This is a genomic window from Thioalkalivibrio sp. ALgr3 (genome assembly GCF_000377325.1).
Taxonomy (GTDB): Bacteria; Pseudomonadota; Gammaproteobacteria; order Ectothiorhodospirales; family Ectothiorhodospiraceae; genus Thioalkalivibrio.
Map to the genome: position 1 here is coordinate 121,599 of NZ_KB897979.1, position 23,742 is coordinate 145,340.

The following is a 23,742-nucleotide window of genomic DNA, read 5'->3' on the forward strand; positions in this document are numbered from 1 at the left end:
GTAAAGCTCTTTAGTTTACCCGATCCTTCAACGCTTTGCCAGCCTTGAAACCGGGCGTTTTCGACGCGGCGATCTGGATCGTCTCGCCGGTGCGCGGGTTGCGCCCGGTGCGCGCCTCACGTTCGCGGACGAGGAACGTCCCGAAGCCAACCAATGATACCTGATCACCCTTGGCAAGGGAATCCCCGATTACGCTGACCATGGCATCGACCACCTTGCCGGCCTGAGCCTTGGGAACATCGGCTTCCGCGGCGATCGCGTCGATCAATTCGGATTTATTCATGAAACGGTTCCTTATCGTTTTGGTGACTCGGGCGTGCAGCCGGCAGGGCCAAGCTTACAACAATCCGGGCCGATGCCGCCACGGCCTGTGCAGGGAACGGGAATGGGGTCGACAACCGGATCCGGACAATGCGATCAGGTTTATAGCAAGGCTGCGAAAAAGGTGTCAAACGCCGGTCGCCGCTCCCTGCGACCGGCTCGACAAAAGTCCTCGCCCCGGGCCCTCTCCCCCGGGTGTGTGGACGGATCAGTGATGCCGGACCCGGCCACGACCCCGCGAGGGTTTCTTCTTGTCGGAAACGACTTCCTCGGCGGGCGCCTCGCCCTCCGCCGACTCGCCGGTACGGGCTTCCGGCATCTCGGCCAGGGCGACTTCCAGAACCTCGTCGATCCAGCGCACCGGGCGAATATCCAGCTTCTGCTTGATGTTCTTCGGGATATCCACCAGATCCTTCTCGTTTTCCTCCGGGATCAGGACCGTACGGATACCCCCGCGATGCGCCGCCAGCAGTTTCTCCTTGAGCCCGCCAATCGGCAGGACCTGCCCGCGGAGCGTGATTTCCCCGGTCATGGCCACATCGGCACGGACCGGGATGTTCGTCAGCGCCGAAACAATGGCCGTGCACATGCCGATCCCGGCCGAAGGACCGTCCTTGGGTGTGGCGCCCTCGGGGACGTGGATGTGGAGGTCCTTGTTCTCGTGGAAGTTCTCTTCCAGGCCAAGGGCAGCGGCGCGCGACCGGACCACCGTGAGCGCGGCGTGGACCGACTCCTGCATCACGTCACCGAGCTTGCCGGTCTGCTGGGTCTTGCCCTTGCCGGGCACCACCGAGGACTCGATGGTCAGCAGTTCCCCGCCGACCTCGGTCCACGCCAGGCCGGTGACCTGGCCGACCCGGTCGGCCTCGTCGGCCTGGCCGAAGCGGTAGCGCCGCACGCCCAGGTATTTGTCCAGGGTCTTGGGCGTAACCGAAGTCATGCGGTCGGCGTCCTTGCCCTTCGACAGGGTGCGCTGCTTGACCACCTTGCGGCAGATCTTGGCGATCTCGCGCTCCAGCGCACGCACCCCGGCCTCGCGAGTGTAGTAGCGGACCACGTCGCGCACCGCCGCATCGGAGATGTTGATCTCGCCCTTCTTCAGACCGTTGGTCTTGATCTGCTTGGGGATCAGGTAGGTGTGCGCGATGTTGACCTTCTCGTCCTCGGTGTAGCCGGACAGGCGGATCACTTCCATGCGATCCAGCAGCGGCCCGGGGATGTGCATGCTGTTGGCCGTGGCCACGAACATCACGTCCGAGAGATCGAAATCGACCTCCAGGTAGTGGTCGCTGAAGGTGTGGTTCTGTTCCGGATCCAGCACCTCGAGCATCGCGGAGGCCGGATCCCCACGGAAATCCATGGCCATCTTGTCGATCTCGTCGAGCAGGAACAGCGGGTTGCGCACGCCGACCTTGGACAGGTTCTGGATGATCTTGCCCGGGAGCGACCCGATATAGGTGCGCCGGTGACCGCGAATCTCGGCCTCGTCACGCACCCCGCCCAGCGCCATGCGCATGAACTTGCGGTTGGTGGCCCGCGCGATGGACTGCCCCAGCGAGGTCTTGCCGACGCCGGGCGGCCCCACCAGACACAGGATCGGGCCCTTCAGCTTGCGCACGCGCGACTGCACCGCGAGGTATTCCAGGATGCGCTGCTTGACCTCTTCCAGCCCGTAGTGATCCTCGTTGAGGATCTTCTCGGCACGCTTGAGATCCTTGGAGACGCGGGTCTTCTTCTTCCACGGCAGCGACACCAGCCAGTCGATGTAGCTGCGCACGACCGTGGCCTCGGCGGACATCGGCGACATCATCTTGAGCTTGTTGAGCTCGGCGGTCGCCTTCTTCTTCGCCTCTTCGGACATCCCGGCGTTTTCGATCTTCTCCGCCAGGTCCTCCTGCTCGTTGGGTGCGTCTTCGAGGTCGCCCAGCTCCTTCTGAATGGCCTTCATCTGCTCATTCAGGTAGTACTCGCGCTGGGACTTCTCCATCTGCTGCTTCACGCGGCCGCGGATCTTCTTCTCGATCTGCAGCACGTCCATCTCGCCCTCGATCTTGGCGACCAGATGCTCCAGGCGCTCGCGCACGTTGGCGATCTCGAGGACCTGCTGCTTCTCCTCGAGTTTCAGCGACATGTGCGCGGCGATGGTGTCGGCCAGGCGCGAGGTGTCGTCGATCCCGGCCAGCGAGGTCAGGATCTCCGGCGGGACCTTCTTGTTCAGCTTGATGTACTGCTCGAACTGATTCAGCGCGGAGCGACCGAGGACCTCGAGTTCCTTGTCCTCGGTATCGAACTCCTCGTCGATCAGCTTGATGTCGGAGACGAAGTAGTCTTCTTCCTGCTCCGGATCCCCGGTGGTAGAGACATCCATCACGCGGGCACGCTGCGCGCCTTCCACCAGCACCTTGATGGTGCCGTCGGGCAGGCGCAGGAGCTGGAGGATGTTGCCGAGGGTCCCGATCTCGTGGAGATCCCCGGCGTCGGGCTCGTCCACCTCGGCGCTCTTCTGCGCGACCAGGAGGACCTGCTTGTTCTCTGCCATCGCCGAATCCAGCGCGCGAATCGATTTCTCGCGCCCGACGAACAGCGGAATGACCATGTGCGGATACACCACGACGTCGCGCAGCGGCAGCACCGCAACGCGCTTGACGGGCGATTCCACCTCGTTCTGGGAAGGACGGTCGTCGGTCATGTGGCCCCCTCAGGGCTGGGCGAATGTAGGGGGGAAATGGGGGCGACCCGCGCGCGTTTCAAGGGTCGCCCGGCCGATGTTTCCCGCTCAGGAGTCCGCGGCGGCCTGCCGGGTGTACGAGGTGTTGTCGTAGATCAGGTAGGGCTCGGCGTCCCCGCGGATCACCGCCTCGTCGATCACGACCTTGGTGACCCCCTCCATGGACGGCAGTTCGTACATCGTGTCCAGCAGGATGTTCTCCAGGATGGTCCGCAGGCCGCGGGCACCGGTCTTGCGCTCCAGCGCCTTCGCGGCGATCGCGTGCAGTGCATCGTCGCGGAACTCCAGCTCGACACCCTCCATCTCGAACAGCCGTGCATACTGCTTGATCAGCGCGTTCTTCGGCTGCGTGAGGATCGTGATCAGCGCATCCTCGTCGAGTTCGTCCAGGGTCGCCTGCACCGGCAGACGCCCGACGAATTCCGGGATCAGGCCGTAACGCACCAGATCGTCGGCCTCCAGCTGCTTCAGCCAGTGATCCGAGGAGGCGTCCTCGTCCTTGCTCGCCAGCGCCGCGGAAAAGCCGATGCCGGTCCCTTTCTCCGCCCGCTGCTGGATCACCTTGTCCAGCCCGGAGAAGGCACCACCGCAGATGAACAGGATGTTGCTGGTGTCGACGTTCAGGAATTCCTGCTGCGGATGCTTGCGTCCGCCCTGCGGCGGGATCGAGGCGGTCGTGCCCTCGATCAGCTTGAGCAGGGCCTGCTGCACGCCCTCGCCCGAGACGTCACGGGTGATCGAGGGGTTATCGGCCTTGCGCGATACCTTGTCGATCTCGTCGATGTAGACGATCCCGCTCTCCGCCTTCTCGACGTCGTAATCACACTTCTGCAGCAGCTTCTGGATGATGTTTTCGACGTCCTCGCCAACGTAGCCCGCCTCGGTCAGGGTGGTGGCGTCGGCGATGGTGAACGGGACGTTGAGCACCCGGGCCAGGGTCTCCGCCAGCAGGGTCTTGCCGGATCCGGTCGGACCGATCAGCAGGATGTTGGACTTTGACAGCTCCACTTCATCCTTGCCGGCCCGCGCCTCCATGCGCTTGTAATGGTTGTAGACGGCGACGGAGAGGATCTTCTTCGCGTCGTTCTGGCCGATCACGTAATCATCCAGGGTGTCCCGGATTTCACGGGGCCGCGGCAGCGAGGCATGCTCGGTCTGGCCGGCCTCCTGCATCTCCTCGCGGATGATGTCGTTGCACAGCTCAACGCACTCGTCGCAGATGAACACGGAAGGCCCCGCGATCAGCTTGCGCACCTCGTGCTGGCTTTTCCCGCAGAAGGAGCAGTACAGCAACTTGCCGTCCGCGGGAGGGTTCTTGTCGTCGCTCATCCGTTGCCCTCGATTGGATTGCAATTCCTTTCGAACATGCCCCGTTTCACCGGCCGGTGCAAACGAGCCAAGTGTTCGTGCGGTCTAGGCATCAGGATCCGGATTTCTCGCCGGCTTCCGCGCGGTCGGCCAGCACGTTGTCGACCAGGCCGTATTCCTGCGCCTCGGAGGCCGTCATGAACCGGTCACGGTCGGTGTCCTGCTCGATCTGTTCCACCGTCTGACCGGTGTGCTTCGCCAGCACGCGGTTGAGTTCTTCCTTGATCTTGAGGATCTCGCGGGCATGGATGTCGATGTCCGTCGCCTGACCCTGGAAGCCGCCAAGCGGCTGGTGGATCATCACGCGCGAATGCGGCAGGGCGTAGCGCTTGCCCTCGGCGCCGCCGGCCAGCAGCACGGCCCCCATGCTCGCCGCCTGGCCCACGCAAAGCGTGGACACCTGCGGCTTGATGAACTGCATGGTGTCGTAGATCGCCATGCCGGCGGTGACCGCACCACCCGGCGAATTGATGTAGAGGCTGATTTCCTTGTCCGGATTCTCGGATTCCAGGAACAGCATCTGCGCGACGATCACGTTGGCCATGTAGTCCTCGACCGGCCCCACGCAGAAGATCACCCGGTCCTTCAGCAGCCGGGAGTAGATGTCATAGGCGCGCTCGCCGCGGGCGGTCTGCTCGACCACCATCGGCACCAGGTTCAGGCCCTGGGTATGCTGCGCACCCTGATCGCCCATGTCGTGCGTCATTCGCTCGACTCCTTGTTCGGATTCATTACGTCCTGGAAGGTGGTGGGCTTGTCGGTAACATTGCCCTGTTCCACCACCCAGTCCACCACCTGGTCTTCCAGGACGATGGACTCCAGGTTCTGCATGGCCTGCGGCTGCGTGCGGTAGTACTGCTTGACCTCTTCGGGGTCTTCGTAGGTCGCGGCCATGTTGTCGAGCTCCTGCTCGACCCGCTCGCGATCCACTTCGAAACCCTTGTCGTCGATCAGATGCCGCAGCACCAGGCCCAGGCGCACCCGCCGTTTCGCCTCTTCCTCGAACAGGCTGTCCGGCAGCGGCTGCGTCTGCTCCGCCCCGCCGAAGCGCTTCTCGGCGTCTTCGCGCAGGCGATTGATTTCGGACTTCACCAGGGCATCCGGCAGGTCGAAGTCGTGGCGTTCCACCAGCGCATCCATGACCTGCTGCTTGATCTTGCTCTTCAGCGCCTGATTCAGCTCCCGCTCCATGTTGGACCGCACATCCTCGCGAAGTTTCTCCACCGAGCCGTCCTCGATGCCGAATTTCTCCGCGAAGGCCGCGTCGACCGCGGGCAGCCGGGCCTCTTCCACTGCCTTGACCGTGATATCGAAGGTCGCGGTCCGGCCCTTGAGGACCTCCGCCGGGTAATCCTCGGGGAAGGTGACCTCGATGGTCTTTTCCTCGCCCGTTTTCACGCCTTCGAGCTGGTTCTCGAACTCCGCCAGCAGCCGCCCGCTGCCGATCTCCACCTGAAAGTCCTCGGCCTGTCCGCCCTCGAAGGCCTCGCCGTCGAGCTTGCCGACGAAGTCCAGGGTGATGCGGTCGCCCGAGGCCGCTGCACGCTCGACCGCCTGCCATTCCTTGTGCTGTTCGCGCAGGGTATCGATCACGCGATCGATGTCCTCGTCACCGATTTCGGCCACCGGGCGTTCGATCTCGACCCCGGACAGGTCGGCGACCTCGATCTCCGGGAAGACCTGAAAGGACGCCTCGAACTCGATCGGCTGACCGTTTTCCACCGATTTCGGCTCGATGCTCGGGCTGCCGGCCGGTTCCAGCCCCTCCTGCTGCACCGCCTCGCGGTAACTCTCCTGCAGGACTTCGCTGAGGACCTCCTGGTATACCCCGGCCCCGTAGCGCTGACGCACCACCTTGAGCGGCACCTTGCCCGGGCGGAAGCCGTCGAGCCGGACCCGCTTGGCGAGGTTCTTCAGGCGGTTGTCGACCTCGGTGTCGACGCGTTCGGAGGGGACCTGGACGGTCATCTTGCGGTCCAGGTTGCCAGTGGCTTCAACGGAAACTTGCATGGAGGGCCTCGTCAAATGGTTCGGAAATCGTCGTGTCCGGGCGCGGGGCCGTCGTCTCGCGGCCGAACGGGGTTCCTGGTGCGAAAGGAGAGACTCGAACTCTCACGGGTGTTACCCCACTGGGACCTAAACCCAGCGCGTCTACCAGTTCCGCCACTTTCGCCGTTGGTTTCGTAACCCGACATTGTAGCGTGTATGCATGCCGGAAACACAAAAGGCCCGCTGAACGGGCCTTGTGCCGGTCCGGGACCGGGGAGATGGTGGGTCGTGTAGGATTCGAACCTACGACCAATGGATTAAAAGTCCACTGCTCTACCAACTGAGCTAACGACCCGTGTGATCTGCAACGGGGGCGTAGTGTACGGCCCCGTCGCCAAAACGCAAGGCGGGCCGCGATCGCGGCCCGCCCGGGCAGGAAGGTTCCCGCCCCGTCGGCGATCAGATCGCTTCGAGGCTGCGCAGCTTCGACGGCAGGAGCTTCATGTCCACCAGCGAGGTGACCAGCGCCTTGCCGAAGCTGGCTTCGTCTTCGTAGACCATCTTGTAGTACTGGATCTTCATGGTCAGGGCCGCGCCGAACACGATGAAGACAAAGGTCAGGAACCCGCCGATCGCCAGCGTGGAGACCCCGGTGATGGCCTGCCCCACGGTACAGCCCATCGCGAGGATGCCGCCCACGCCCATCAGGATGCCCCCGGCGAAGTGGTTCCAGAAATCGCGCAGGGACGAGAACCACTCAATGCGGAAGCTGCGCGACACCAGCGACCAGAAGAACGAGCCCAGAATCACGCCCGCCAGCGCCATCACGCCGAAATACAGGAAGCGGCTGTCGAAGCCTTCCTTCACGTAGGCCGCGCTCTGGCCCATCGGCGCGATGAAGGTGAAGGACTGGTTGTTCCAGAAACGCAGCTGGTCGGCCGGGCGCTCTTCACCGGGCTCGCCCAGGAAGTCCCAGTCGGCCAGATAGGCCGTCGGGGTGTAGGTGTCGCCCATCTCGTCGGCGATCTGCACGTTGCTGGTCAGCCACCAGGCACCGACCACCACCAGGCCGATCACCAGCCCGCCCAGGATGTTGTCGAAGCTCTTGCGGAAGTCCGCCGCCTTGAAGATCAGCGCCAGCAGCAGCACGCCGATGACCAGGCCCAGCACCAGACGCGCGGTGCCGTCGGCATCGCCCGCAACGATCGAGCCGAGATCCTGGCCGCCGGACAGCGTGATCGCGGTGGCGTCCATCCAGCCGAAGAGCAGCTGGTTGAGGGTCTCGCCGGTGCCGAACACGGACTGCGTGCTCAGCAGGAAGTAGGCGACGATGCCGATCAGGATCATCACCATCACCGACTTGATGTTGCCGCCGCCCACGCGCACCAGGGTCTTGTTACCGCAGCCCGAGCCGTAGGTCATGCCGATCCCGAACAGGAAACCGCCCAGCACGTGCCCGAGCCAGTTCAGGTTATCCATGCGGTAGGGAGGAAACGAACCTTCGGCGCTCAGCACGCCAAAGAATTCCAGGGTGCTCACGCCCAGCATGGCCACGGCGATGGCCAGCAGCCAGGAGCGCATGCGCCCGGTGTCACCCATGTTCACCCAGTCGGACACCGCCCCCATGGTGCAGAAGTTGGTCTTGTTGGCGACCGCCCCCATGATGAAGGCGAGGATGAACGTCCCGACCAGCACCGCCGTGGCGGCTGCGGAAAAGCTGGAGAATTCCATGCGTCAAACCCTCTTGATCAGTTGTCACTCGGGCTGCACGACCGACCGGAGCAGGGCATCCGGTTTCGCCGTTCAGGGCCGCGCAGCATACATCGACCACCAGACGAGATCGAGAGAGGTTTCATTCCGTGCTTCCCCGGGCGAGCCTTCCGGGCCCGGAGCCGGGGCTCATCCCGCGTAACGGGTGGGATCGGGGATCCCGGCCGCGGCGAAACCGTCGGCACGCAGCCGGCAGGAATCGCAGGTGCCACAGGCGCGCCCGTCCGCATCGGCCCGGTAACACGACACCGTCAGCGAATAGTCCACGCCCAGACGCGCCCCTTCGCGGATGATCTGCGCCTTGCTCAGATGCATCAGCGGGGCCTCCACCGACCATGGCGCGCCCTCCACACCGGTGGCCGTCGCGACGCACGCCAGCGACTGAAAGGCCTCGATGAACGCGGGGCGGCAGTCGGGATAGCCGGAGTAGTCGACCGCGTTGGCGCCCACCACCAGACGGTGGGCGCCCAGGGTCTCGGCAAACCCCAGTGCCAGCGACAGAAACATGGTGTTGCGCGCCGGCACGTAAGTCACCGGGATACCCTCGCCGCCGGCCTCGGGCACCTCGATGGCCGAGTCGGTCAGCGCGGAGCCACCAATGGCAGTCAGGTCGACATGCACCACGCGATGGTCGGCCACCCCGGCGGCCGCGGCCACACGCCGCGCCGCCTGCAGCTCGGTGGCGTGGCGCTGCCCGTAGTCCACCGACAGGGCGTGGCATTCCAGCCCCTGCTCCTGCGCCAGCGCCAGGCAGGTGGCCGAGTCCAGTCCGCCCGACAGCAGGACCACGGCGCGTTCATTCACCCCCGTGGCCATCAACGCCCCGGCTCGTCGCCCCACAGCCACTTGTGCAGCTGCACCTGAAAACGTACCGGCAGGCGTTCGGCCACGATCCAGTCGGCCAGCAGCCGTGGCTCCAGCTCGCCATGTACCGGGGAAAACAGGACTTCCACCGCCGGATCGAGGCCCATCCCGGGGAGGGCTTCACGGGCCCATTCGAAATCCGCCCGGTTGGCGAGCACGAACTTCAGCTGGTCGCCCTCCCCCAGATACGCGAGGTTTTCCGTCCGGTTACGCCCGGACTCGCAGGACGCGGGTGCCTTCCAGTCCATGACCAGCCCGGCGCGCGGATCCACGTCGCTCACGTCCATGGCACCGGAGGTCTCGATGGTGACCGCCAGGCCGGCATCGCACAGGCCCGTGATCAGGGCACGGCTGCCCGGCTGGGCCAGCGGCTCGCCCCCGGTGACGCACACGTGGCGCACCCCCTCGCCCGCCACCCGCTGCAGCACCGTGTCCACGTCGGTGGTCTCGCCGCCCTCGAAGGCGTATTCGGTGTCACACCAGCGACAGCGCAGCGGGCAGCCGGTCAGGCGCACGAACACCGTGGGCCAGCCCACCTGCGCCGCCTCGCCCTGCAGCGAAACGAACATCTCGCTCAGACGCAGCCGGGGTGCGCCCCCGGACGCGGAGGCCGGTGCCGTGGTGCGGCGCAGCGGTGCTTCCACGCTCACGAGCCGTCCATCCGCTGCAGGCGTTCGCGGGCAAGGCGATCCAGCGTGGTGCCGCCGTATTCCTCGCGCACCTGTTCCAGCGCCTCGCGCGCGGCCTCGAAATCCTCGAGCTCGTAATGCGAGTAACCGATCTTCAGCAGGGCATCGCCCTGCTTGTCACTCTCCGGAAACTGCTCACGCAACCGCTCGAAGTCTTCCAGCGCGGCCTCGAAATCGCCACTGGCATATTTGGCTTCGGCCAGCCAGTACCAGGCGTTGGCGGCAAAATCCCCGTCCGGGAACCGCTCGATGAACGCCTCCAGCTGCCGGATCGCCCCGGCATAATCCCCGTCCATCAGGACCGAGAAGGCCTCCTGGTAGGCCTCCTGCTCGCCCGCATCCGGCAGATCGAAATCCACCACTTCCTCTTGCGGCGCCTCGCCTTCGCGGGCGACACCGCCGGCCTCCAGCGTCGCCAGCCGCTCGTCCAGATGAGCAAACTGGTCGCGCTGGCGCTCTTCCAGGCGATCAAGGCGGTGATTCAGGGTATCCACTTCTCCGCGCAGATTGCGCAGATCCCGCTGCATCTCCTCGACGCCGCGCAGCATGTCCGCCAGCGCACTGGAATCCAGCCTGCGCTCGATGCGATCCAGCCGGCGGTCCAGCTCGCGCACCTGCGACTGCGTCGCCACGATGCCGTCTTCCTGCGCCAGCACCGGGGGCCCGGCCAGCAGCAGCGCCGGCAGCATCCCGGCCAGCAGGGCGCCCCGAAGAGCACCCTGCGGGAAACGCTGCCCGGCCCGCCGCCGAATCGCCTGCATGGGACGCGTATCCATCACCATCATCACTGCCGACGGTCGTATACCAGTTCCACGCGCCGGTTCTGCGCCCAGGCCTCTTCGGTCTGCTCGAAGGCCACCGGCATCTCCTCGCCGTAGCTGACGACCTCGATCTGCTCGTCCTCGGCCCCGTTGAGGTTCAGCACCCGACGCACGGACTGCGCACGACGCTCGCCCAGCCCCAGGTTGTACTCACGGGTACCCCGTTCGTCGGTATGCCCTTCCAGACGCAGCCGGGCACCGGGGTTGGCCGCGAGATACTCGGCATGCGCCTCCAGCATCTCCTCGTACTCGCGCTTCACCTCGTCACGGTCGAATTCGAAATACACCAGGCGCTCGGCCAGCAGGCTGTCCGGGTCATCCAGCGCCGCGGCGTCCAGGCGCCGGTCCTCGCCCAGCCCGCGTGCCTCGCGCTCGCGCCGCTCGCGGGCCTCCCGCTCGGCCTCGGCTTCGGCTTGTGCCGCCTCACGTGCCTCGCGCTCGGCCGGATCCTCGGCATCGCGCACCGGCTGGGCGCAGGCCGCCAGCGAGCCCACGACAAGGGCCAGAACGCCCCAGCGAATCAGGTGGTTCATCGTTCGTTTCCTCAGGGTGTTGTCAATCATCAAAGAATCCGGGCAGCCCCTCATTCGCCGAGTGGCGACCAGGCCGGTTCACGCACCTCGCCGTCCCGGCCCTCCAGCCGCTGGTGTACCCGGCCATCCCGGCTCACCGAGCCCAGGACGCCACGAGTGCCTTCGCTGATGGCGTACAGGATCATGCTGCCGTTGGGAGCAAAGCTTGGGGATTCGGCGTTACCGGAATCGGTCAGTCGCGTGACACGACGGTCGCCGAGATCCAGGCGGGCCAGACGGAAGCCGCCATCGCCCCCCTCCACATACACTACCGAATCACCGTCCGGGGACACCGTGACACCCGCCGCATATCCGCTCTCGAAGGTCAGCCGCCGTACATCCCCGCCGTCGGCGTCCATGCGGTAGATCTGCGGTGCCCCGGCACGGTCGGAGGTGAAATAGATGGTCCCGCCGTCCGGCGACCACGCCGGCTCGGTCTCGATCGCGGAGGACCGCGTCAGCTGCTCCAGGTCCCCGCTCTCCAGATCCAGCCGATAGATATTGGGACTGCCGTCGCGCGACAGGCTCAGCGCCAGGTAGCGTCCGTCCGGCGACCACGCCGGCGCGCTGTTGATTCCCCGGAACCGGGCCAGGCTCACCCGCTCGCCGCTGCGCACGTCGTGGCGGAAGACCTCGGACTGGCGGTTCTCGAACGACACATACACCAGTTCGTTGCCATCCGGCGACCAGGCCGGCGACATCACCGGATCCGACGAGCGGTACAGGGTGCGCGGATTCGCGCCGTCGGAGTCGGCGACCTGCAGCCGGAACTCGCGGCCGTCGCCGTCGCGCTGCACCTGCACGAAGGCGATGCGCGCACTGAACGCCCCCGGATCGCCGGTGATGGCCTCGAACACGAGATCCGACACCCGGTGCCCGCCGCGCCGCAGCATGTCGGCCGGCACCGGGATGCGCCAGCCGCCGAGGCGTTCCTCGGCAAGCACGTCGAACACATGGAAATCCACCACCACGCGATCGCCGTCCGGGCGCTTGCTGCCGACCACCACGTACTCGGCCCCGGCCGCAGCCCAGGGCTCCGGAATGAAATCCGCAGGCCCGGTGGCCCCCGAAGGCAGGTCCTCGCGCAGCACCTCGAACAGCCCGCTGCGGTGCAGGTTGTCCCCCAGGATCCCGCTCATGCGGGTCTCCGGTTCACCCTCTCCGCGCCACTCGAACGGTGCCACGGCTACCGGAATCGCCCCCGACACGCCCTCGGTCACCGTGACCTCCAGCACCGCGTGCGCCTGGGAGGCCCCCAGCATCAGGGCAATCCCGAGCAGGCCCGTCAGGGGCCGCAACATCTTTTTCATCATTGGTGCCTGCAATGCCATTGAAACCTCACCGTCACTGCGGTTCGAACTGGATCCGGACCCCGCGCGCCGCGGCGTCGGCATCCGGCGGCTCCGGCAGGGCACGCAGGCGCTCGATCGCCTCCTCCACGGACGCGCAGAAGGCCGGCCCCCCGGCGCAGCGCTCCACCTCGAAACTGATGATACGCCCGGTCTCGTTGACCCGCACGTGCACCGTCGCCCGGTCCGACGTGCTGACGTCCGCGGGTTCACGCCAGCGGCGCTGGACCACCGCGCTGGCCTGTGCCTGCCACTCCTCGATCGCCTCGCGGCGTTCGGCCGCCGCCCGCGCCGCCTCGCGCCGTTCCGCGGCCTCGGCCATGCGCTGCATCTCCTCTTCCATGCGTTCGCGCCGACGCTGCTCCTCGAGTTCCCGCTCGGCTTCGGCGCGCCGCTCGGCTTCCTCGCGTGCCCTGCGTTCGGCCTCCTCCTGCTCGCGGCGCTCCTGCTCTTCCCGTGCCCGACGCTCCGCTTCCTCGCGTTCGCGCCGTTCCTGTTCCGCGCGCTCGCGTTCCGCTTCCGCCTCGCGCCGCGCCTGCTCGGCGGCCTCGCGCTCACGCTCCAGACGTTCGGCTTCTTCCTGTGCCTGCCGCCGCGCCCGTTCCGCCTCTTCCAGTGCCTCGCGTCGGGCCTGCTCCTCGGCCTCGCGCCGGCGTTGTTCTTCCAGCCGCTGCTGTTCCTCGGCGCGGCGGCGTTCCTCTTCCTCGCGCAGGGCCTCGGCGATCGCCTCCTGCTCCGCGACTTCGCGTTCATGCTGGATGCGGTCGAAGGTCTCGGCATCCACCGCCTCGGCCTGAACCACTTCCACCTCGTCGCCGGTCGTGATCTCCAGGGGCTCCCCGGAACGGCTGTCCGGCGCAAGGTTGACGTTCAGCAACAGCGCCGCGAACAGCACGCCATGCAGCGCCAGCACCAGCAGCAGGGCAAACGGATGTTGTCGCAGCAGTTCGAACACGGCGGCCGGTTCAGTCGTCGCGCGGCGGTTCGGTGATCAGACCCACGCGGCCGCCCCCCGCCTGCTGCAGCGCGATCATCGCGTCGATCACCCGTCCGTAGTCCACGTTGCGGTCGCCGCGCACGTAGGTCTGCGTGCCCGGGTTCTCCTCGAGGAATGCGATGACGATCTCGGTCATCTCCTCGGGCGCCAGCGGTTCATTCACCCGCGGCCCCTGGTTGAGGCTCAGCGCGCCCGCGGCGTCCACCGTGACGACCAGCGGTTCGGCCGCCTCGGTCCCGTCATCCAGCGCCTCGGCCTGAGCCTCGGGCAGATCCACTTCCACCCCCTGCTGCAGCATGGGCGCGGTGATCATGAAGATGATCAGCAGCACCAGCATCACGTCGATGAACGGCACGACGTTGATCTGCGACATCGGCCGCCGGCTGCGACGCTGACTGCGGAGCGAGGTCTTCGCCATGGTTTATTCGCCGGTCGTGGCGACCGACGCCTCGCTTGCGCGCGGATGGGACTGGCGGTTGAGCAGGCCCGCGAACTCCTCGCTGAAGTTCTCCAGCCGCCCGGCAATACGATCCACGTCCCCGGAGAAGCGGTTATAGGCGATCACCGCCGGGATCGCCGCGAACAGCCCCAGCGCGGTGGCGATCAGGGCCTCGGCAATGCCCGGAGCAACCATCGCCAGGGTCGCCTGCTGCACCCCGGAGAGCCCGAGAAACGCATGCATGATGCCCCAGACGGTACCGAACAGGCCGATGTACGGGCTGGTCGACCCGACCGTGGCCAGGAACTGCAGATAGCGCTCCATGCCGTCCAGCTCGCGCGAGATCGCCACCCGCATCGCGCCCTGGGCCGGCTCGGCGGGCGGCATGCCGTGCTGGCGCGCACGCAGGAACTCCTTGAACCCGGAGGAGAACACATGCTCCATGGGGTTCAGGACGGTCTTGCGCCGCAACCCCTCGTAGAGATGGGACAGATCCGCGCCCGACCAGAAACGTTCCTCGAAATCGTCGGCCGCACGGTCCACGCCGCGCAGCGTGCGCGCCTTCACGATGATGGCCAGCCACGAAAACACCGAGGCCAGCACGAGGATGATCATCACCAGCTGGACCACCAGACTGGCGTCCATGATGAGCTGGTACATCGAAAAATCGACTTCCACGGATCTTCTCCCTCAGCCTGTTGCTTCGGTATCGGTTGCGATCGCCGCGTGCATCGCGCGGTAAACGGATTCCGGCACGGCGGCCGGCACGGCCCGCTCGGGATCGACGCAGGCAATCATGATCTCGCCGGTAACCAGCGGCTCGCCGTCGCGGCGCACTACCTGGTCGAACTCGACACTGGCGCGGCGCAGGCGACGCGGTTCGCAGGTCACTTCCAGTGCCTCGTTGAAACGCGCCGGCCGGCGCATGTCCAGACTGGCGCGGCGAACCGCGAACACCACGCCGCAGTCGGCCCTCAGACGGTCCTGTTCGAAGCCGAGTTCCCGCAGCCACTCGGTGCGCGCACGTTCCATGAATTTCAGATAATTGGCGTGATAGACCACGCCACCGGCATCGGTATCCTCGTAATAGACGCGCACCGGCCAGTGAAAATCCGTGGCTGCGGTCATGCACGCCCTCCGCCGGCCAGCAGGTCCCCGTCCCCGCCGGGCAGGTCGAACATCGCCAGCGTGCGCCGGGTCGCCTGGCGGCCGCGCGGGGTGCGCTGCAGGTAACCCTGCTGGATCAGGAACGGCTCGACCACGTCCTCCAGGGTCCCGCGATCCTCGTTGAGCGCGGTGGCCAGGCTCTCCACGCCCACCGGCCCGCCGTCGAACTTGTCCACCAGCACCTCCAGCAGGCGCCGGTCCTGGGCGTCCAGGCCGCCGGCGTCGATCGCCAGCAGATCCAGACCGTGCTCCGCAACCTCGGCGGTGATCACCCCGCTGGCGCGCACCTCGGCATAATCGCGCACCCGCCGCAGCAGGCGATTGGCCAGCCGCGGGGTGCCACGCCCGCGCCGCGCGATGGCCTCGGCCCCGGCGGCATCGATGCCCACGCCCAGCAGCCCGGCGGCCCGCTCGACAATATGCGCCAGGTCGGTGACGGAATAATGATTGAGGCGTTGCACGATGCCGAAACGGTCGCGCAGCGGCGCCGACAGCAGCCCCGCGCGGGTGGTGGCCCCGACCAGGGTGAATGGCGGCAGATCAACCTTGATGGAGCGCGCGGCCGGCCCTTCGCCGATCACGATATCCAGCTGCGAGTCCTCCAGCGCGGGGTACAGCACCTCTTCCACGACTGTAGGCAGGCGGTGGATCTCGTCGACGAACAGCACATCGCGCGGTTCCAGCGCAGTCAGGATGGCGGCCAGATCCCCGGCGCGTTCCAGTACCGGGCCGGAGGTCTGGCGCAAGCCCACCCCCAGTTCGTGGGCGACGATATGCGCCAGGGTGGTCTTGCCCAGTCCCGGCGGCCCGGCCACCAGGGTATGATCGAGTGCCTCGCCCCGGCCGCGGGCGGCATCGATGAACAGACCCAGCTGTTCCACGACCTGCGGCTGGCCGCTGTAGTCCGTCAGCCGTTTCGGCCGCAGACTCACCTCGGCGCCGGCGTCCTCGGACTGATGCTGCATGTCAACCAGGCGGGATTCCATGCGTCGCAGTATGCATCCTGCCGCGGACCATTTACAGGGCCCTGCGCTGTGGTTTTCCCGGAACCGGGGCGCCGTCACGCCACCGGGCTTTCATCCCTCAGGAACGCACGGTGGCACGCAGCGCGAGGCGCACCAGGGTCTCCACCGAGTCGGCCTGCTCGCGCACCGCGGCCACCATCTTCTCGGCGCTGGCCCGCGCATAGCCCAGGGCCTCCAGTGCGGCCAGGGCCTCGTCCTCCATCGACGGACCGGCACTGGCCGCGGCCGTACCGCCGCCCCCTTCCGGCACCGGCCCGCCGAAGCCCAGCTCGCCCAGCCGCTCGCCCAGCTCCAGGGCCACGCGTTCGGCGGTGCGCTTGCCGATGCCCGGGACCTTCGCCAGTCCAGTGGTGTCGCCCGAACGGATCAGCCCCGCCAGTTCGTCGCCGGCGTAGGTCGACAGCATCGCCAGCGCCAGACGCGCACCGATGCCGTTGACCCGGATCAGCCGGCGGAACAGGTCACGGTCGCGGCGATGATGAAAGCCGTACAGCTGATGCGCGTCCTCGCGCACCACCAGATGGGTGGCCAGCACCACGGTCTCGCCCGGGTCCGGCAACAGGGCCAGCGTGGACACCGGCACGTCCACCTCGTAGCCGACGCCGCCGACGTCCAGCAGCACGCCGCCGGGCTCGCGACTGATCAGGGTCCCCTCCAGACGCGCGATCATGTGCGGCCTCCGCCGATGGCGGCGGCCGGCTGCAGCCGCGCCTGGCTGGCGTCGGTATGCGCGTGGCACAGCGCCACGGCCAGGGCGTCGGCGGCATCGCTGGACGCCGGTTCGCCGAGAGAAAGGATCTGCTGCGTCATGTGCTGGACCTGCTCCTTGCCGGCACCACCGACCCCGACCACGGCCAGCTTGATCGCGCGCGGGGTGTATTCGTGGACGGGCAACCCCGCCCGGGTAGCGGCACAGATGGCCGCCCCGCGCGCCTGCCCGAGCTTGATCGCGGACTGCGCATTGCGTGCGACGAATACGCTCTCGATCGCGAGCACCTCGGGGGCCAGCTCGGCGATCACCTCCTCGATCCCCGCAAAGATCTCGCCGAGGCGCTCGGGGAACGCCTTCGCCCGCGGGCGCACCACGCCGTGCCCCAGCGAGCGCGACTGCCGCGACCCGGTTTCGATCACCGCGAAACCGGTCAGGCGCGAACCGGGATCAATGCCGAGGATGCGCACCGCTTCAGCCCCGCCGCCGAATCCGGAGCTCAACCATCGCCGCCCACCCCTTCGGGGAAGTTGGCGTTGGTGTAGACGTTCTGCACATCGTCCAGATCGTCCAGCATGTTCAGGAGCTTCAGCACCGTCTCGGCGGTTTCCTCGTCCAGCGGGGAAAGGGTCTCCGGACGCATCGTGACCTCCGAATTCTCCGGCTCCAGACCGTGATCCAGCAGGGCCTGACGCACGTCCTGATAGGCATCCGGGTCGGTGAGGACCTCGATGGAACCGTCATCGTCCACCAGCACGTCCTCGGCACCGCCCTCCAGTGCCGGCTCCATCACCGTCTCCTCGTCCAGACCCGGAGCAAAGCTGATCACGCCCTTCTTCTCGAACAGATAGGCCACCGAACCGTCGGTGCCGAGATTGCCGCCCATCTTGTTGAAGGCGTGGCGCACCTCCGACACCGTCCGATTGCGGTTGTCGGTCATGCAGTCGACCATGATCGCCGCACCGCCCGGGCCGTAGCCCTCGTAGCGCAGCTCCTCGTAGGCCTCGCCCTCGGTCTCCCCGGCGCCCCGCTTTGCCGCGCGCTCGATGGTGTCGCGGGTCATGTTGTTCTTCAGGGCATTGTCGAACGCCAGACGCAGACGCGGATTGGTCTCCGGGTCCGGCCCCCCGTGACGCGCGGCCACGGTGATCTCGCGGATCAGCTTGGTGAACAGCTTGCCGCGCTTCGCGTCCTGCGCGCTCTTGCGGTGCTTGATGTTCGCCCACTTGCTGTGACCGGCCATGGTGTTCCGCCTCCTCGTTGCCTGTGCTCAGGGAAACGCTGCTCAGTGTAACGGGGTTCAGAGGTCGAATTCCCCGTGCTCCAGGAAATGCGCGACGGCCCGCGCGACCGGATCGCTGAAGATCAGGCCCATGTGGGTGACCGGTGCCTGGAGATGCCGGGACACTTCCGGGCCCCGAGTCTCCTCCACCGCGACCAGGCCATCATGCGGTTCGGGCAGTTCGGTCAGCAGCGGTCCCGGAAAACGCCCGCGGGTCCCGGCGATCATCCCCACCTGGCGCCCGCGCAGCACCGGGCTGCCGCCCAGCAGACCGCGATCCAGCGCGCGCCCCAGCCACCAGCGCCCGGCCCGGTTGGCGGCCAGGCGCGCGGCCACCCGACTGCCGGCGAGCGGGGAACCCAGCATCACCACGCGCCCCGGCCGCTGCACCGGCGCCACCGCGAACAGGTGCCGCAGGATCACCCCGCCAAGACTGTGGCCGACCAGGTGCACCATGTCGTCCGGCAGGGTCTCCAGCCAGGCCGCCAGGGCGCGCGCGACTTCCTCGGGGCTGGCCCGGCGCGACGGATAGCGAAACGCCCGCACCCGGTAACCCGCCGCATGCAGACGCCGCCGCAGCAGCACCATCTCCGCCCCGGTCATGTGCCAGCCATGCAGGGTCACCACCGTGGTCCGCATGGCCGTCATCGCCGCGCTGCCCCGGCTCTATTGCGCGCCGTCGCCGGCAACCCCGGCCCGCAGGCGGATCCCCAGTTCGCGCAGCGGCTTCTCGCCCACCGGCGCCGGGGCGTCGGTCAGCAGACAGGCCGCGGTCTGGGTCTTGGGGAACGCCATCACGTCGCGGATCGAGTGGGCGCCGCTCATCAGCATCACCAGGCGATCCAGACCGAAGGCGAGGCCGCCATGCGGCGGGGCGCCGAAGTTCAGCGCATCCAGCAGGAAGCCGAACTTCTCGCGTGCCTCTTCCTCGCCGATGCCCAGCGCCTCGAACGCGGCCTGCTGCATCTGCGGGTTGTGGATACGGATGGAGCCACCGCCGACCTCGGTGCCGTTGAGCACCATGTCGTAGGCCCGCGACATGGCCTCGCGCGGGTTCTCGCGCAGGGCGTCGGGGCTGTCGGTGGCCGGGGCGGTAAACGGGTGATGCAGGGCATACAGGCGCTTGTCGTCCGGGTCCCACTCGAACATCGGGAAATCCACCACCCACAGCGGGCGCCAGCCGGGCTCGACCAGGCCGCGATCATGGCCGACCTGCACGCGCAGCGCACCCAGCGCCTCGTTCACCACGTCGGCGCGGTCCGCGCCGAAGAAGATCAGGTCACCGGCGGCCGCGTCAGTGCGCGCGAGGATCTCGCGGATCACGTCCTCGGGCAGGAACTTGAGGATCGGCGACTGCAGCCCGTTCGCAGGATCGGCGGGGTCGTTGACCTTGATGTACGCAAGACCCTTCGCCCCGTAGCGCCCGACGAACTCGGTGTAGCCGTCGATCTCCTTGCGGGTCAGCTCCGCGCCGCCCGGCACGCGCAGGGCGGCCACCCGCCCTTCGGGGTCGTTCGCCGGCGCGTTGAAGACCTTGAATTCCACCGCCTGCATCACCTCGGTCAGCTCGGTGAACTCCAGCGGGATGCGCAGATCCGGCTTGTCGGAGCCGAAGCGGGTCATCGCCTCGGCGTGGCTCATGCGCGGGAACGGGTCGTCCAGCTCGATGCCCATGACCTCGCGGAACAGATGGCGCATCAGCTCCTCGGTCACGCCCATCACGTCGGCCTCGTCGACGAACGCCATCTCCATGTCCAGCTGGGTGAACTCCGGCTGGCGGTCGGCACGCAGGTCCTCGTCGCGGAAGCAGCGGGTGATCTGGTAGTAGCGGTCCATGCCGGACATCATCAGCAGCTGCTTGAACAGCTGCGGCGACTGCGGCAGGGCGAAGAAGCTGCCCGCGTGGGTGCGCGACGGCACCAGATAGTCGCGCGCGCCCTCGGGGGTCGCGCGGGTCAGCATCGGGGTCTCGATGTCGAGAAACTCGCGCTCCTCGAGGAACCGGCGCATCGCCGCGGTGACCTGCCCGCGCAGGCGCAGGCGCTCCTGCATCACCGGCCGGCGCAGATCCATGTAGCGATAGCGCAGGCGGGTATCCTCGCCCACGTCCTCGTCGTCCAGCGGGAACGGCGGCGTCTTCGCCGCGTTCAGCACCTCCAGCTCCAGCCCGAGGATCTCCACCGCGCCGGTGGTCAGCTCGGGGTTTTCGGTGCCTTCCGGGCGCCGGCGCACGCGTCCGGTCATGCGGATCACGTATTCACTGCGCAGCTGCTCGGCGCGCGCAAAGACCTCGGCCCGGTCGGGATCGAACACCACCTGCACCAGTCCAGCGTGATCACGCAGATCGACGAAGATCACGCCGCCATGGTCGCGGCGGCGGTTGACCCAGCCACACAGGGTCACTTCGGAATCGAGGTCGCGTTCGGTGACCTGCCCACAGAGATGCGTTCGCATTGCGCCGTTCCAGCTGCCGGGCGCGGCATGCCGGTGATGGCGGCCGCGCGGGTTGATCGGGGAAAACGGGCGCGTCACGCCCGTCAAAGGGCCGGAAATGTTACGGCCTGCCCCCGTCCCGCGCAACCGGAAGCGGCGCGTTGCCGGGGCTGTCCGCGGCGGGCGTGACCACCCCCAGCGACATCACGAACTTGAGCCCGTCCTCCACCGACATGTCCAGCTCGGTGACCTCGGTGCGCGGGGTCAGCAGGACGAAGCCGGAGGTCGGGTTGGGGGCGGTGGGCACGAACACCGTCACCATGTCCTCGCCGGTGCGTTCGCGGGTCTCCGGAGTGGCGGTACCGGTCAGAAACGCGATGGACCAGGTCCCCCGACGGGGATACTCGATCATCACCACCTTGCGAAACGACTCCCCGCCGTTGGTGAAGACCGTCTCGGTAACCTGTTTCACCGCGCCATAGATGGTGCTCACCAGCGGGATGCGCCGCACCACCGCCTCGCCCAGGTGCACCAGACGGCGGCCAACGATGTTGGCCACGATCATCCCGGTCACCAGCACGATCGCCACCGCGATCACCACCCCGGCCCCCGGCAGGTCGAAGCCCAGCCAGGCCTCCGGGCGCCACTCCTCCGGAAGGATCAGAAGGCTGTAGTCCAGGAGGTCCACCAGCAGCTTGATGATGTAGCCGGTCACCACCAGTGGCAGCCAGACCAGCAGCCCCGCGATCACGTAACGCCGGAGCGCGGCCAGCATCGGACTCAGCCTCCGGTCGTGGCGGCGCTGCCCCCGCCATCACCGCCGCCGGAACCCCCGGAGCCGCCACTGTCACCGGCGGAACCGCCGCCCTCCTTCAGGTTGCGCTGGCCGCCCTGTTTGAAATCGGTCTCGTACCAGCCACCCCCGGCCAGGCGGAACCCGGCGGCCGAGACCTGCTTGGTCAGCGCCTCGGCACCGCACTGCGGGCAGGTGGTGGCGGGCGGATCCGAAATCTTCTGCAGAATCTCGGAGACCTGGTGGCATTGCTGGCAGGCGTATTCGTAGATCGGCATGAGGATATTCTCCCGGAGTCCGTGGATCGATCAGTATGGATTGCCCGTATTATGCGGGCACCGGCCCGGAATAAAAGGACTCGCGCCGATTGCTTCGCGCGCCCGGAGATCCGATCATGCGGCGATCCCGAAAAAATGCCGAGCCCACGCCCAAAAGCGAGAGACGAGATGGCCGACAAGATCGTGATCATGCTGCTGAACCTGGACCTGGAACGCCCCGGCACCCTGGGCGCGCCGTTCTTCCAGGCCACGGTGGCCGCCGCCATGGATCTGGAAGTGGAGATCTACTTCGCCGCGAGCACCACACGCCTGCTGCGCCGGGGCGTAGCCGAACAGATGTACCCGGGCGAAGCGCAGGAAAAATCGGTCTACAGTTTCATGCAGGATGCCCATGAGGCCGGTGCGCGTTTCTACGCCTGCGCCGGCGCGATGGACGAAAACGGCCTGACGCTGGACAACGCGGTGCCCGAACTCGACGGCATGCGCGGCGGCGGGGCCTTCATCGGCGAGGTCGTCGAGGACGGCGTCGCCACCCTGACCTACTGACCGGCCCCCGGAGGTCCGCGTGAGTTCCGCCGAAGACGATGCCCGCGCCGTCCTGATCACCGGCTGCTCCTCCGGGATCGGGGCCCACGCCGCCCGCGCCCTGCGCGACCGCGGCTACCGGGTATTCGCCACGGCGCGCGCCGCCGAAGACGTCTCGCGCCTGAAGAAGGAGGGCTTCGAGGCCCTGCAGCTGGACCTCAACGACTCCGCCAGCATCCGCAGTGCGGCGCACGAGGTGCTGCACCGCACCGGCGGGAAGCTCTACGGCCTGTTCAACAATGGCGCCTACGGCCAGCCGGGGGCGGTGGAAGACCTCTCGCGCGCCGCCCTGCGCGCCCAGCTGGAGACCAACGTGCTGGGCTGGCTGGAGCTCACCAATCTGGTCATCCCGGCGATGCGCCGCGCCGGCGAGGGGCGCATCATCCAGAACTCGTCGGTGCTGGGCTTCGCCCCGCTGCGCCTGCGCGGGGCCTACGTCACCTCCAAGTTCGCGCTGGAAGGGATGTCCGACACCCTGCGCCAGGAACTCCACGGCAGCGGGATCCGCGTGGTCCTGATCCAGCCCGGGCCGATCCGCTCGGAATTCCGCGCCAACGCGCTGAAGGCCTTCCGCCACCACATCCACCGCGCCCACAGCCCCTGGGCCCGCACCTACGAGGCGGCCGAGGCGCGCATGGCCAACGCGGGGGCCGACGCCCCGTTCACCCTCGGGCCCGAGGCGGTCACGCGCTGCGTGATCCATGCCCTGGAGGCGCGGCGGCCGAAGCTGCGCTACCGCGTGACCTTCCCCACGCATCTGTTCGCCTTCCTCAAGGCGATCCTGCCGGCGCGCTGGATGGACGCCTTCCTGCGCCTGGTCTCGCGCGGCGAGAACCGCTGACGGTCGCGGCCCCCGGCGCATGAACGCGATCTTTCTTGCGCTGGTCGTCATCGCCTTCGCCACCGCGGCGCTGCGCGAGCTGCGCTCCACCGATCCCGACGAACGTCCGATGGCCGAACTCTCCGAGGGCGCGGTGGAGGCGGCCGGGGCCGCGGTCGAGCTGGCGCTGGGGCTGGTCGGGGTGATGGCCCTGTTCCTCGGCCTGATGAAGATCGCCGAGGCCGGCGGCCTGCTGACCGTCCTCGCCCGTCTGCTGCGGCCGCTGATGGTGCGCCTGTTCCCGGACGTCCCGCCGGAACACCCGGCGATGGGCGCGATGATCCTGAACTTCTCCGCCAACATCCTGGGCCTGGGCAATGCCGCCACGCCCTTCGGCATCCGCGCGATGCAGGAACTGGAGAAGCTCAACCCCCACCCGGGCACCGCCACCAACGCGATGGCGCTGTTCCTGGCGATCAACACCTCCAGCATCACCCTGCTGCCCACCGGGGTGATCGCGCTGCGTGCCTCGCTGGGCTCGGAGGATCCGGCCGCCATCCTGCCGACCACGCTGTTCGCGACGCTGTTCGCCACGGTCGCCGGAATCACCAGCGCGCTGGTCCTGCAACGCTGGTTCCGCCCCCCGGCGGCCACCCGCGAGATCCCGCCCGGCGGCCTTGACGACCCCGATGCGGAAACCAACCCCACCGGGGACCGGCGCTCCGATGCCGACCGGGACACGG

At 67.5% G+C, this 23,742-nt stretch carries 25 protein-coding genes, 2 tRNA genes and 1 pseudogene; 3 read left to right on the plus strand and 25 right to left on the minus strand.

Annotated elements, in window-relative coordinates; genetic code table 11:
- Positions 1-10: 10 nt before the first annotated feature.
- From C998_RS0106255 to C998_RS0106375, 25 genes are all read right to left on the minus strand, one after another.
- The gene (locus C998_RS0106255; protein ID WP_255349426.1) at positions 11-298 is read right to left on the minus strand and encodes an HU family DNA-binding protein; all 288 of its coding nucleotides are present in this window, start codon (positions 296-298) and stop codon (positions 11-13) included.
- Between the two features lie 231 nt (positions 299-529).
- Positions 530-3,010, minus strand: a complete 2,481-nt coding sequence (gene lon / locus C998_RS0106260) for an endopeptidase La (RefSeq protein WP_018870005.1) — start codon at positions 3,008-3,010, stop codon at positions 530-532.
- 87 nt (positions 3,011-3,097) lie between these two features.
- Positions 3,098-4,378 (minus strand): ATP-dependent Clp protease ATP-binding subunit ClpX, encoded by a 1,281-nt coding sequence (clpX, locus tag C998_RS0106265; RefSeq protein ID WP_018870006.1) that lies wholly within the window; start codon positions 4,376-4,378, stop codon positions 3,098-3,100.
- Between the two features lie 91 nt (positions 4,379-4,469).
- Positions 4,470-5,123 (minus strand): ATP-dependent Clp endopeptidase proteolytic subunit ClpP, encoded by a 654-nt coding sequence (gene clpP / locus C998_RS0106270; protein WP_018870007.1) that lies wholly within the window; start codon positions 5,121-5,123, stop codon positions 4,470-4,472.
- A complete protein-coding gene (gene tig, locus C998_RS0106275; protein WP_019021229.1) occupies positions 5,120-6,427 on the minus strand; it encodes a trigger factor in 1,308 nt (435 codons plus the stop codon). The genes clpP and tig overlap by 4 nt, the downstream gene beginning before the upstream one ends.
- 76 nt (positions 6,428-6,503) lie before the next feature.
- Positions 6,504-6,590, minus strand: a tRNA-Leu gene (locus C998_RS0106280).
- Positions 6,591-6,685: 95 nt separating this feature from the next.
- Positions 6,686-6,761 (minus strand) — tRNA-Lys (locus C998_RS0106285).
- 104 nt (positions 6,762-6,865) lie between these two features.
- Positions 6,866-8,137, minus strand: a complete 1,272-nt coding sequence (locus C998_RS0106290; RefSeq protein ID WP_018870009.1) for a YeeE/YedE family protein — start codon at positions 8,135-8,137, stop codon at positions 6,866-6,868.
- 168 nt (positions 8,138-8,305) lie between these two features.
- On the minus strand, positions 8,306-8,992 hold the full coding sequence (gene queC, locus C998_RS0106295; protein WP_018870010.1) for a 7-cyano-7-deazaguanine synthase QueC: 687 nt from the start codon (positions 8,990-8,992) through the stop codon (positions 8,306-8,308).
- The gene (gene queE / locus C998_RS0106300; protein WP_018870011.1) at positions 8,992-9,690 is read right to left on the minus strand and encodes a 7-carboxy-7-deazaguanine synthase QueE; all 699 of its coding nucleotides are present in this window, start codon (positions 9,688-9,690) and stop codon (positions 8,992-8,994) included. Before queE ends, queC begins: the two co-directional genes overlap by 1 nt.
- Complete coding sequence (gene ybgF, locus C998_RS0106305) at positions 9,687-10,514, minus strand: tol-pal system protein YbgF (RefSeq protein ID WP_018870012.1); 828 nt, start codon at positions 10,512-10,514, stop codon at positions 9,687-9,689. The genes queE and ybgF overlap by 4 nt, the downstream gene beginning before the upstream one ends.
- The gene (gene pal, locus C998_RS0106310) at positions 10,514-11,083 is read right to left on the minus strand and encodes a peptidoglycan-associated lipoprotein Pal (RefSeq protein WP_018870013.1); all 570 of its coding nucleotides are present in this window, start codon (positions 11,081-11,083) and stop codon (positions 10,514-10,516) included. Before pal ends, ybgF begins: the two co-directional genes overlap by 1 nt.
- Positions 11,084-11,133: 50 nt before the next feature.
- Positions 11,134-12,423: a Tol-Pal system beta propeller repeat protein TolB gene (gene tolB / locus C998_RS0106315; protein ID WP_026279502.1), complete on the minus strand. Its 1,290-nt coding sequence runs from the start codon at positions 12,421-12,423 to the stop codon at positions 11,134-11,136.
- A gap of 43 nt (positions 12,424-12,466) precedes the next feature.
- A complete protein-coding gene (gene tolA / locus C998_RS0106320) occupies positions 12,467-13,426 on the minus strand; it encodes a cell envelope integrity protein TolA (RefSeq protein WP_018870015.1) in 960 nt (319 codons plus the stop codon).
- Between the two features lie 10 nt (positions 13,427-13,436).
- Positions 13,437-13,886, minus strand: a complete 450-nt coding sequence (gene tolR / locus C998_RS0106325; RefSeq protein ID WP_018870016.1) for a protein TolR — start codon at positions 13,884-13,886, stop codon at positions 13,437-13,439.
- A gap of 3 nt (positions 13,887-13,889) precedes the next feature.
- On the minus strand, positions 13,890-14,567 hold the full coding sequence (tolQ, locus tag C998_RS0106330; protein WP_026279503.1) for a protein TolQ: 678 nt from the start codon (positions 14,565-14,567) through the stop codon (positions 13,890-13,892).
- Between the two features lie 30 nt (positions 14,568-14,597).
- Positions 14,598-15,035, minus strand: a complete 438-nt coding sequence (ybgC, locus tag C998_RS0106335; RefSeq protein ID WP_018870018.1) for a tol-pal system-associated acyl-CoA thioesterase — start codon at positions 15,033-15,035, stop codon at positions 14,598-14,600.
- A complete protein-coding gene (gene ruvB / locus C998_RS0106340; protein WP_018870019.1) occupies positions 15,032-16,060 on the minus strand; it encodes a Holliday junction branch migration DNA helicase RuvB in 1,029 nt (342 codons plus the stop codon). The genes ybgC and ruvB overlap by 4 nt, the downstream gene beginning before the upstream one ends.
- Before the next feature lie 97 nt (positions 16,061-16,157).
- Positions 16,158-16,769, minus strand: coding sequence for a Holliday junction branch migration protein RuvA (ruvA, locus tag C998_RS0106345; RefSeq protein ID WP_018870020.1), 612 nt, complete (start codon positions 16,767-16,769; stop codon positions 16,158-16,160).
- On the minus strand, positions 16,766-17,278 hold the full coding sequence (gene ruvC, locus C998_RS0106350) for a crossover junction endodeoxyribonuclease RuvC (protein WP_018870021.1): 513 nt from the start codon (positions 17,276-17,278) through the stop codon (positions 16,766-16,768). The genes ruvA and ruvC overlap by 4 nt, the downstream gene beginning before the upstream one ends.
- A 29-nt stretch (positions 17,279-17,307) precedes the next feature.
- Positions 17,308-18,051, minus strand: a complete 744-nt coding sequence (locus tag C998_RS0106355) for a YebC/PmpR family DNA-binding transcriptional regulator (RefSeq protein ID WP_018870022.1) — start codon at positions 18,049-18,051, stop codon at positions 17,308-17,310.
- A gap of 57 nt (positions 18,052-18,108) precedes the next feature.
- Positions 18,109-18,738, minus strand: coding sequence for a triacylglycerol lipase (locus C998_RS0106360; protein ID WP_018870023.1), 630 nt, complete (start codon positions 18,736-18,738; stop codon positions 18,109-18,111).
- Positions 18,739-18,756: 18 nt separating this feature from the next.
- On the minus strand, positions 18,757-20,544 hold the full coding sequence (gene aspS / locus C998_RS0106365) for an aspartate--tRNA ligase (RefSeq protein ID WP_018870024.1): 1,788 nt from the start codon (positions 20,542-20,544) through the stop codon (positions 18,757-18,759).
- 100 nt (positions 20,545-20,644) lie between these two features.
- Positions 20,645-21,298 carry a DUF502 domain-containing protein gene (locus C998_RS0106370; protein ID WP_018870025.1) on the minus strand — a complete coding sequence of 218 codons (654 nt, stop codon included), beginning with the start codon at positions 21,296-21,298 and terminating at the stop codon, positions 20,645-20,647.
- 5 nt (positions 21,299-21,303) lie between these two features.
- Positions 21,304-21,594, minus strand: a complete 291-nt coding sequence (locus C998_RS0106375; RefSeq protein ID WP_018870026.1) for an FmdB family zinc ribbon protein — start codon at positions 21,592-21,594, stop codon at positions 21,304-21,306.
- A 168-nt stretch (positions 21,595-21,762) separates the two neighbouring features.
- Between C998_RS0106375 and C998_RS0106380 the strand changes: the two genes are divergently transcribed.
- The 3 genes and pseudogenes from C998_RS0106380 to C998_RS15355 form a co-directional block, all read left to right on the plus strand.
- Positions 21,763-22,140 (plus strand): DsrE family protein, encoded by a 378-nt coding sequence (locus C998_RS0106380; protein ID WP_018870027.1) that lies wholly within the window; start codon positions 21,763-21,765, stop codon positions 22,138-22,140.
- 19 nt (positions 22,141-22,159) lie between these two features.
- Entirely contained in the window at positions 22,160-23,020 is an 861-nt protein-coding gene (locus C998_RS0106385) for an SDR family oxidoreductase (RefSeq protein ID WP_018870028.1), read from the plus strand.
- Positions 23,021-23,039: 19 nt separating this feature from the next.
- Positions 23,040-23,669: pseudogene (locus tag C998_RS15355) on the plus strand (nucleoside recognition domain-containing protein); the annotation flags it as partial.
- Between the last annotated feature and the right edge of the window lie 73 nt (positions 23,670-23,742).

Coding starts and splice junctions, on each gene's coding strand:
- ybgF (WP_018870012.1), bottom strand. CDS start 10,514: ATGATGGTGATGGATACGCGTCCCATGCAGGCGATTCGGCGGCGGGCC.
- C998_RS0106375 (WP_018870026.1), bottom strand. CDS start 21,594: ATGCCGATCTACGAATACGCCTGCCAGCAATGCCACCAGGTCTCCGAG.
- C998_RS0106370 (WP_018870025.1), bottom strand. CDS start 21,298: ATGCTGGCCGCGCTCCGGCGTTACGTGATCGCGGGGCTGCTGGTCTGG.
- C998_RS0106360 (WP_018870023.1), bottom strand. CDS start 18,738: ATGACGGCCATGCGGACCACGGTGGTGACCCTGCATGGCTGGCACATG.
- C998_RS0106355 (WP_018870022.1), bottom strand. CDS start 18,051: ATGGCCGGTCACAGCAAGTGGGCGAACATCAAGCACCGCAAGAGCGCG.
- ybgC (WP_018870018.1), bottom strand. CDS start 15,035: ATGACCGCAGCCACGGATTTTCACTGGCCGGTGCGCGTCTATTACGAG.
- lon (WP_018870005.1), bottom strand. CDS start 3,010: ATGACCGACGACCGTCCTTCCCAGAACGAGGTGGAATCGCCCGTCAAG.
- tolQ (WP_026279503.1), bottom strand. CDS start 14,567: ATGTACCAGCTCATCATGGACGCCAGTCTGGTGGTCCAGCTGGTGATG.
- aspS (WP_018870024.1), bottom strand. CDS start 20,544: ATGCGAACGCATCTCTGTGGGCAGGTCACCGAACGCGACCTCGATTCC.
- ruvB (WP_018870019.1), bottom strand. CDS start 16,060: ATGGAATCCCGCCTGGTTGACATGCAGCATCAGTCCGAGGACGCCGGC.
- tolB (WP_026279502.1), bottom strand. CDS start 12,423: ATGTTGCGGCCCCTGACGGGCCTGCTCGGGATTGCCCTGATGCTGGGG.
- C998_RS0106290 (WP_018870009.1), bottom strand. CDS start 8,137: ATGGAATTCTCCAGCTTTTCCGCAGCCGCCACGGCGGTGCTGGTCGGG.
- queC (WP_018870010.1), bottom strand. CDS start 8,992: ATGGCCACGGGGGTGAATGAACGCGCCGTGGTCCTGCTGTCGGGCGGA.
- clpP (WP_018870007.1), bottom strand. CDS start 5,123: ATGACGCACGACATGGGCGATCAGGGTGCGCAGCATACCCAGGGCCTG.
- tig (WP_019021229.1), bottom strand. CDS start 6,427: ATGCAAGTTTCCGTTGAAGCCACTGGCAACCTGGACCGCAAGATGACC.
- tolR (WP_018870016.1), bottom strand. CDS start 13,886: ATGGCGAAGACCTCGCTCCGCAGTCAGCGTCGCAGCCGGCGGCCGATG.
- C998_RS0106380 (WP_018870027.1), top strand. CDS start 21,763: ATGGCCGACAAGATCGTGATCATGCTGCTGAACCTGGACCTGGAACGC.
- pal (WP_018870013.1), bottom strand. CDS start 11,083: ATGAACCACCTGATTCGCTGGGGCGTTCTGGCCCTTGTCGTGGGCTCG.
- clpX (WP_018870006.1), bottom strand. CDS start 4,378: ATGAGCGACGACAAGAACCCTCCCGCGGACGGCAAGTTGCTGTACTGC.
- ruvA (WP_018870020.1), bottom strand. CDS start 16,769: ATGATCGCGCGTCTGGAGGGGACCCTGATCAGTCGCGAGCCCGGCGGC.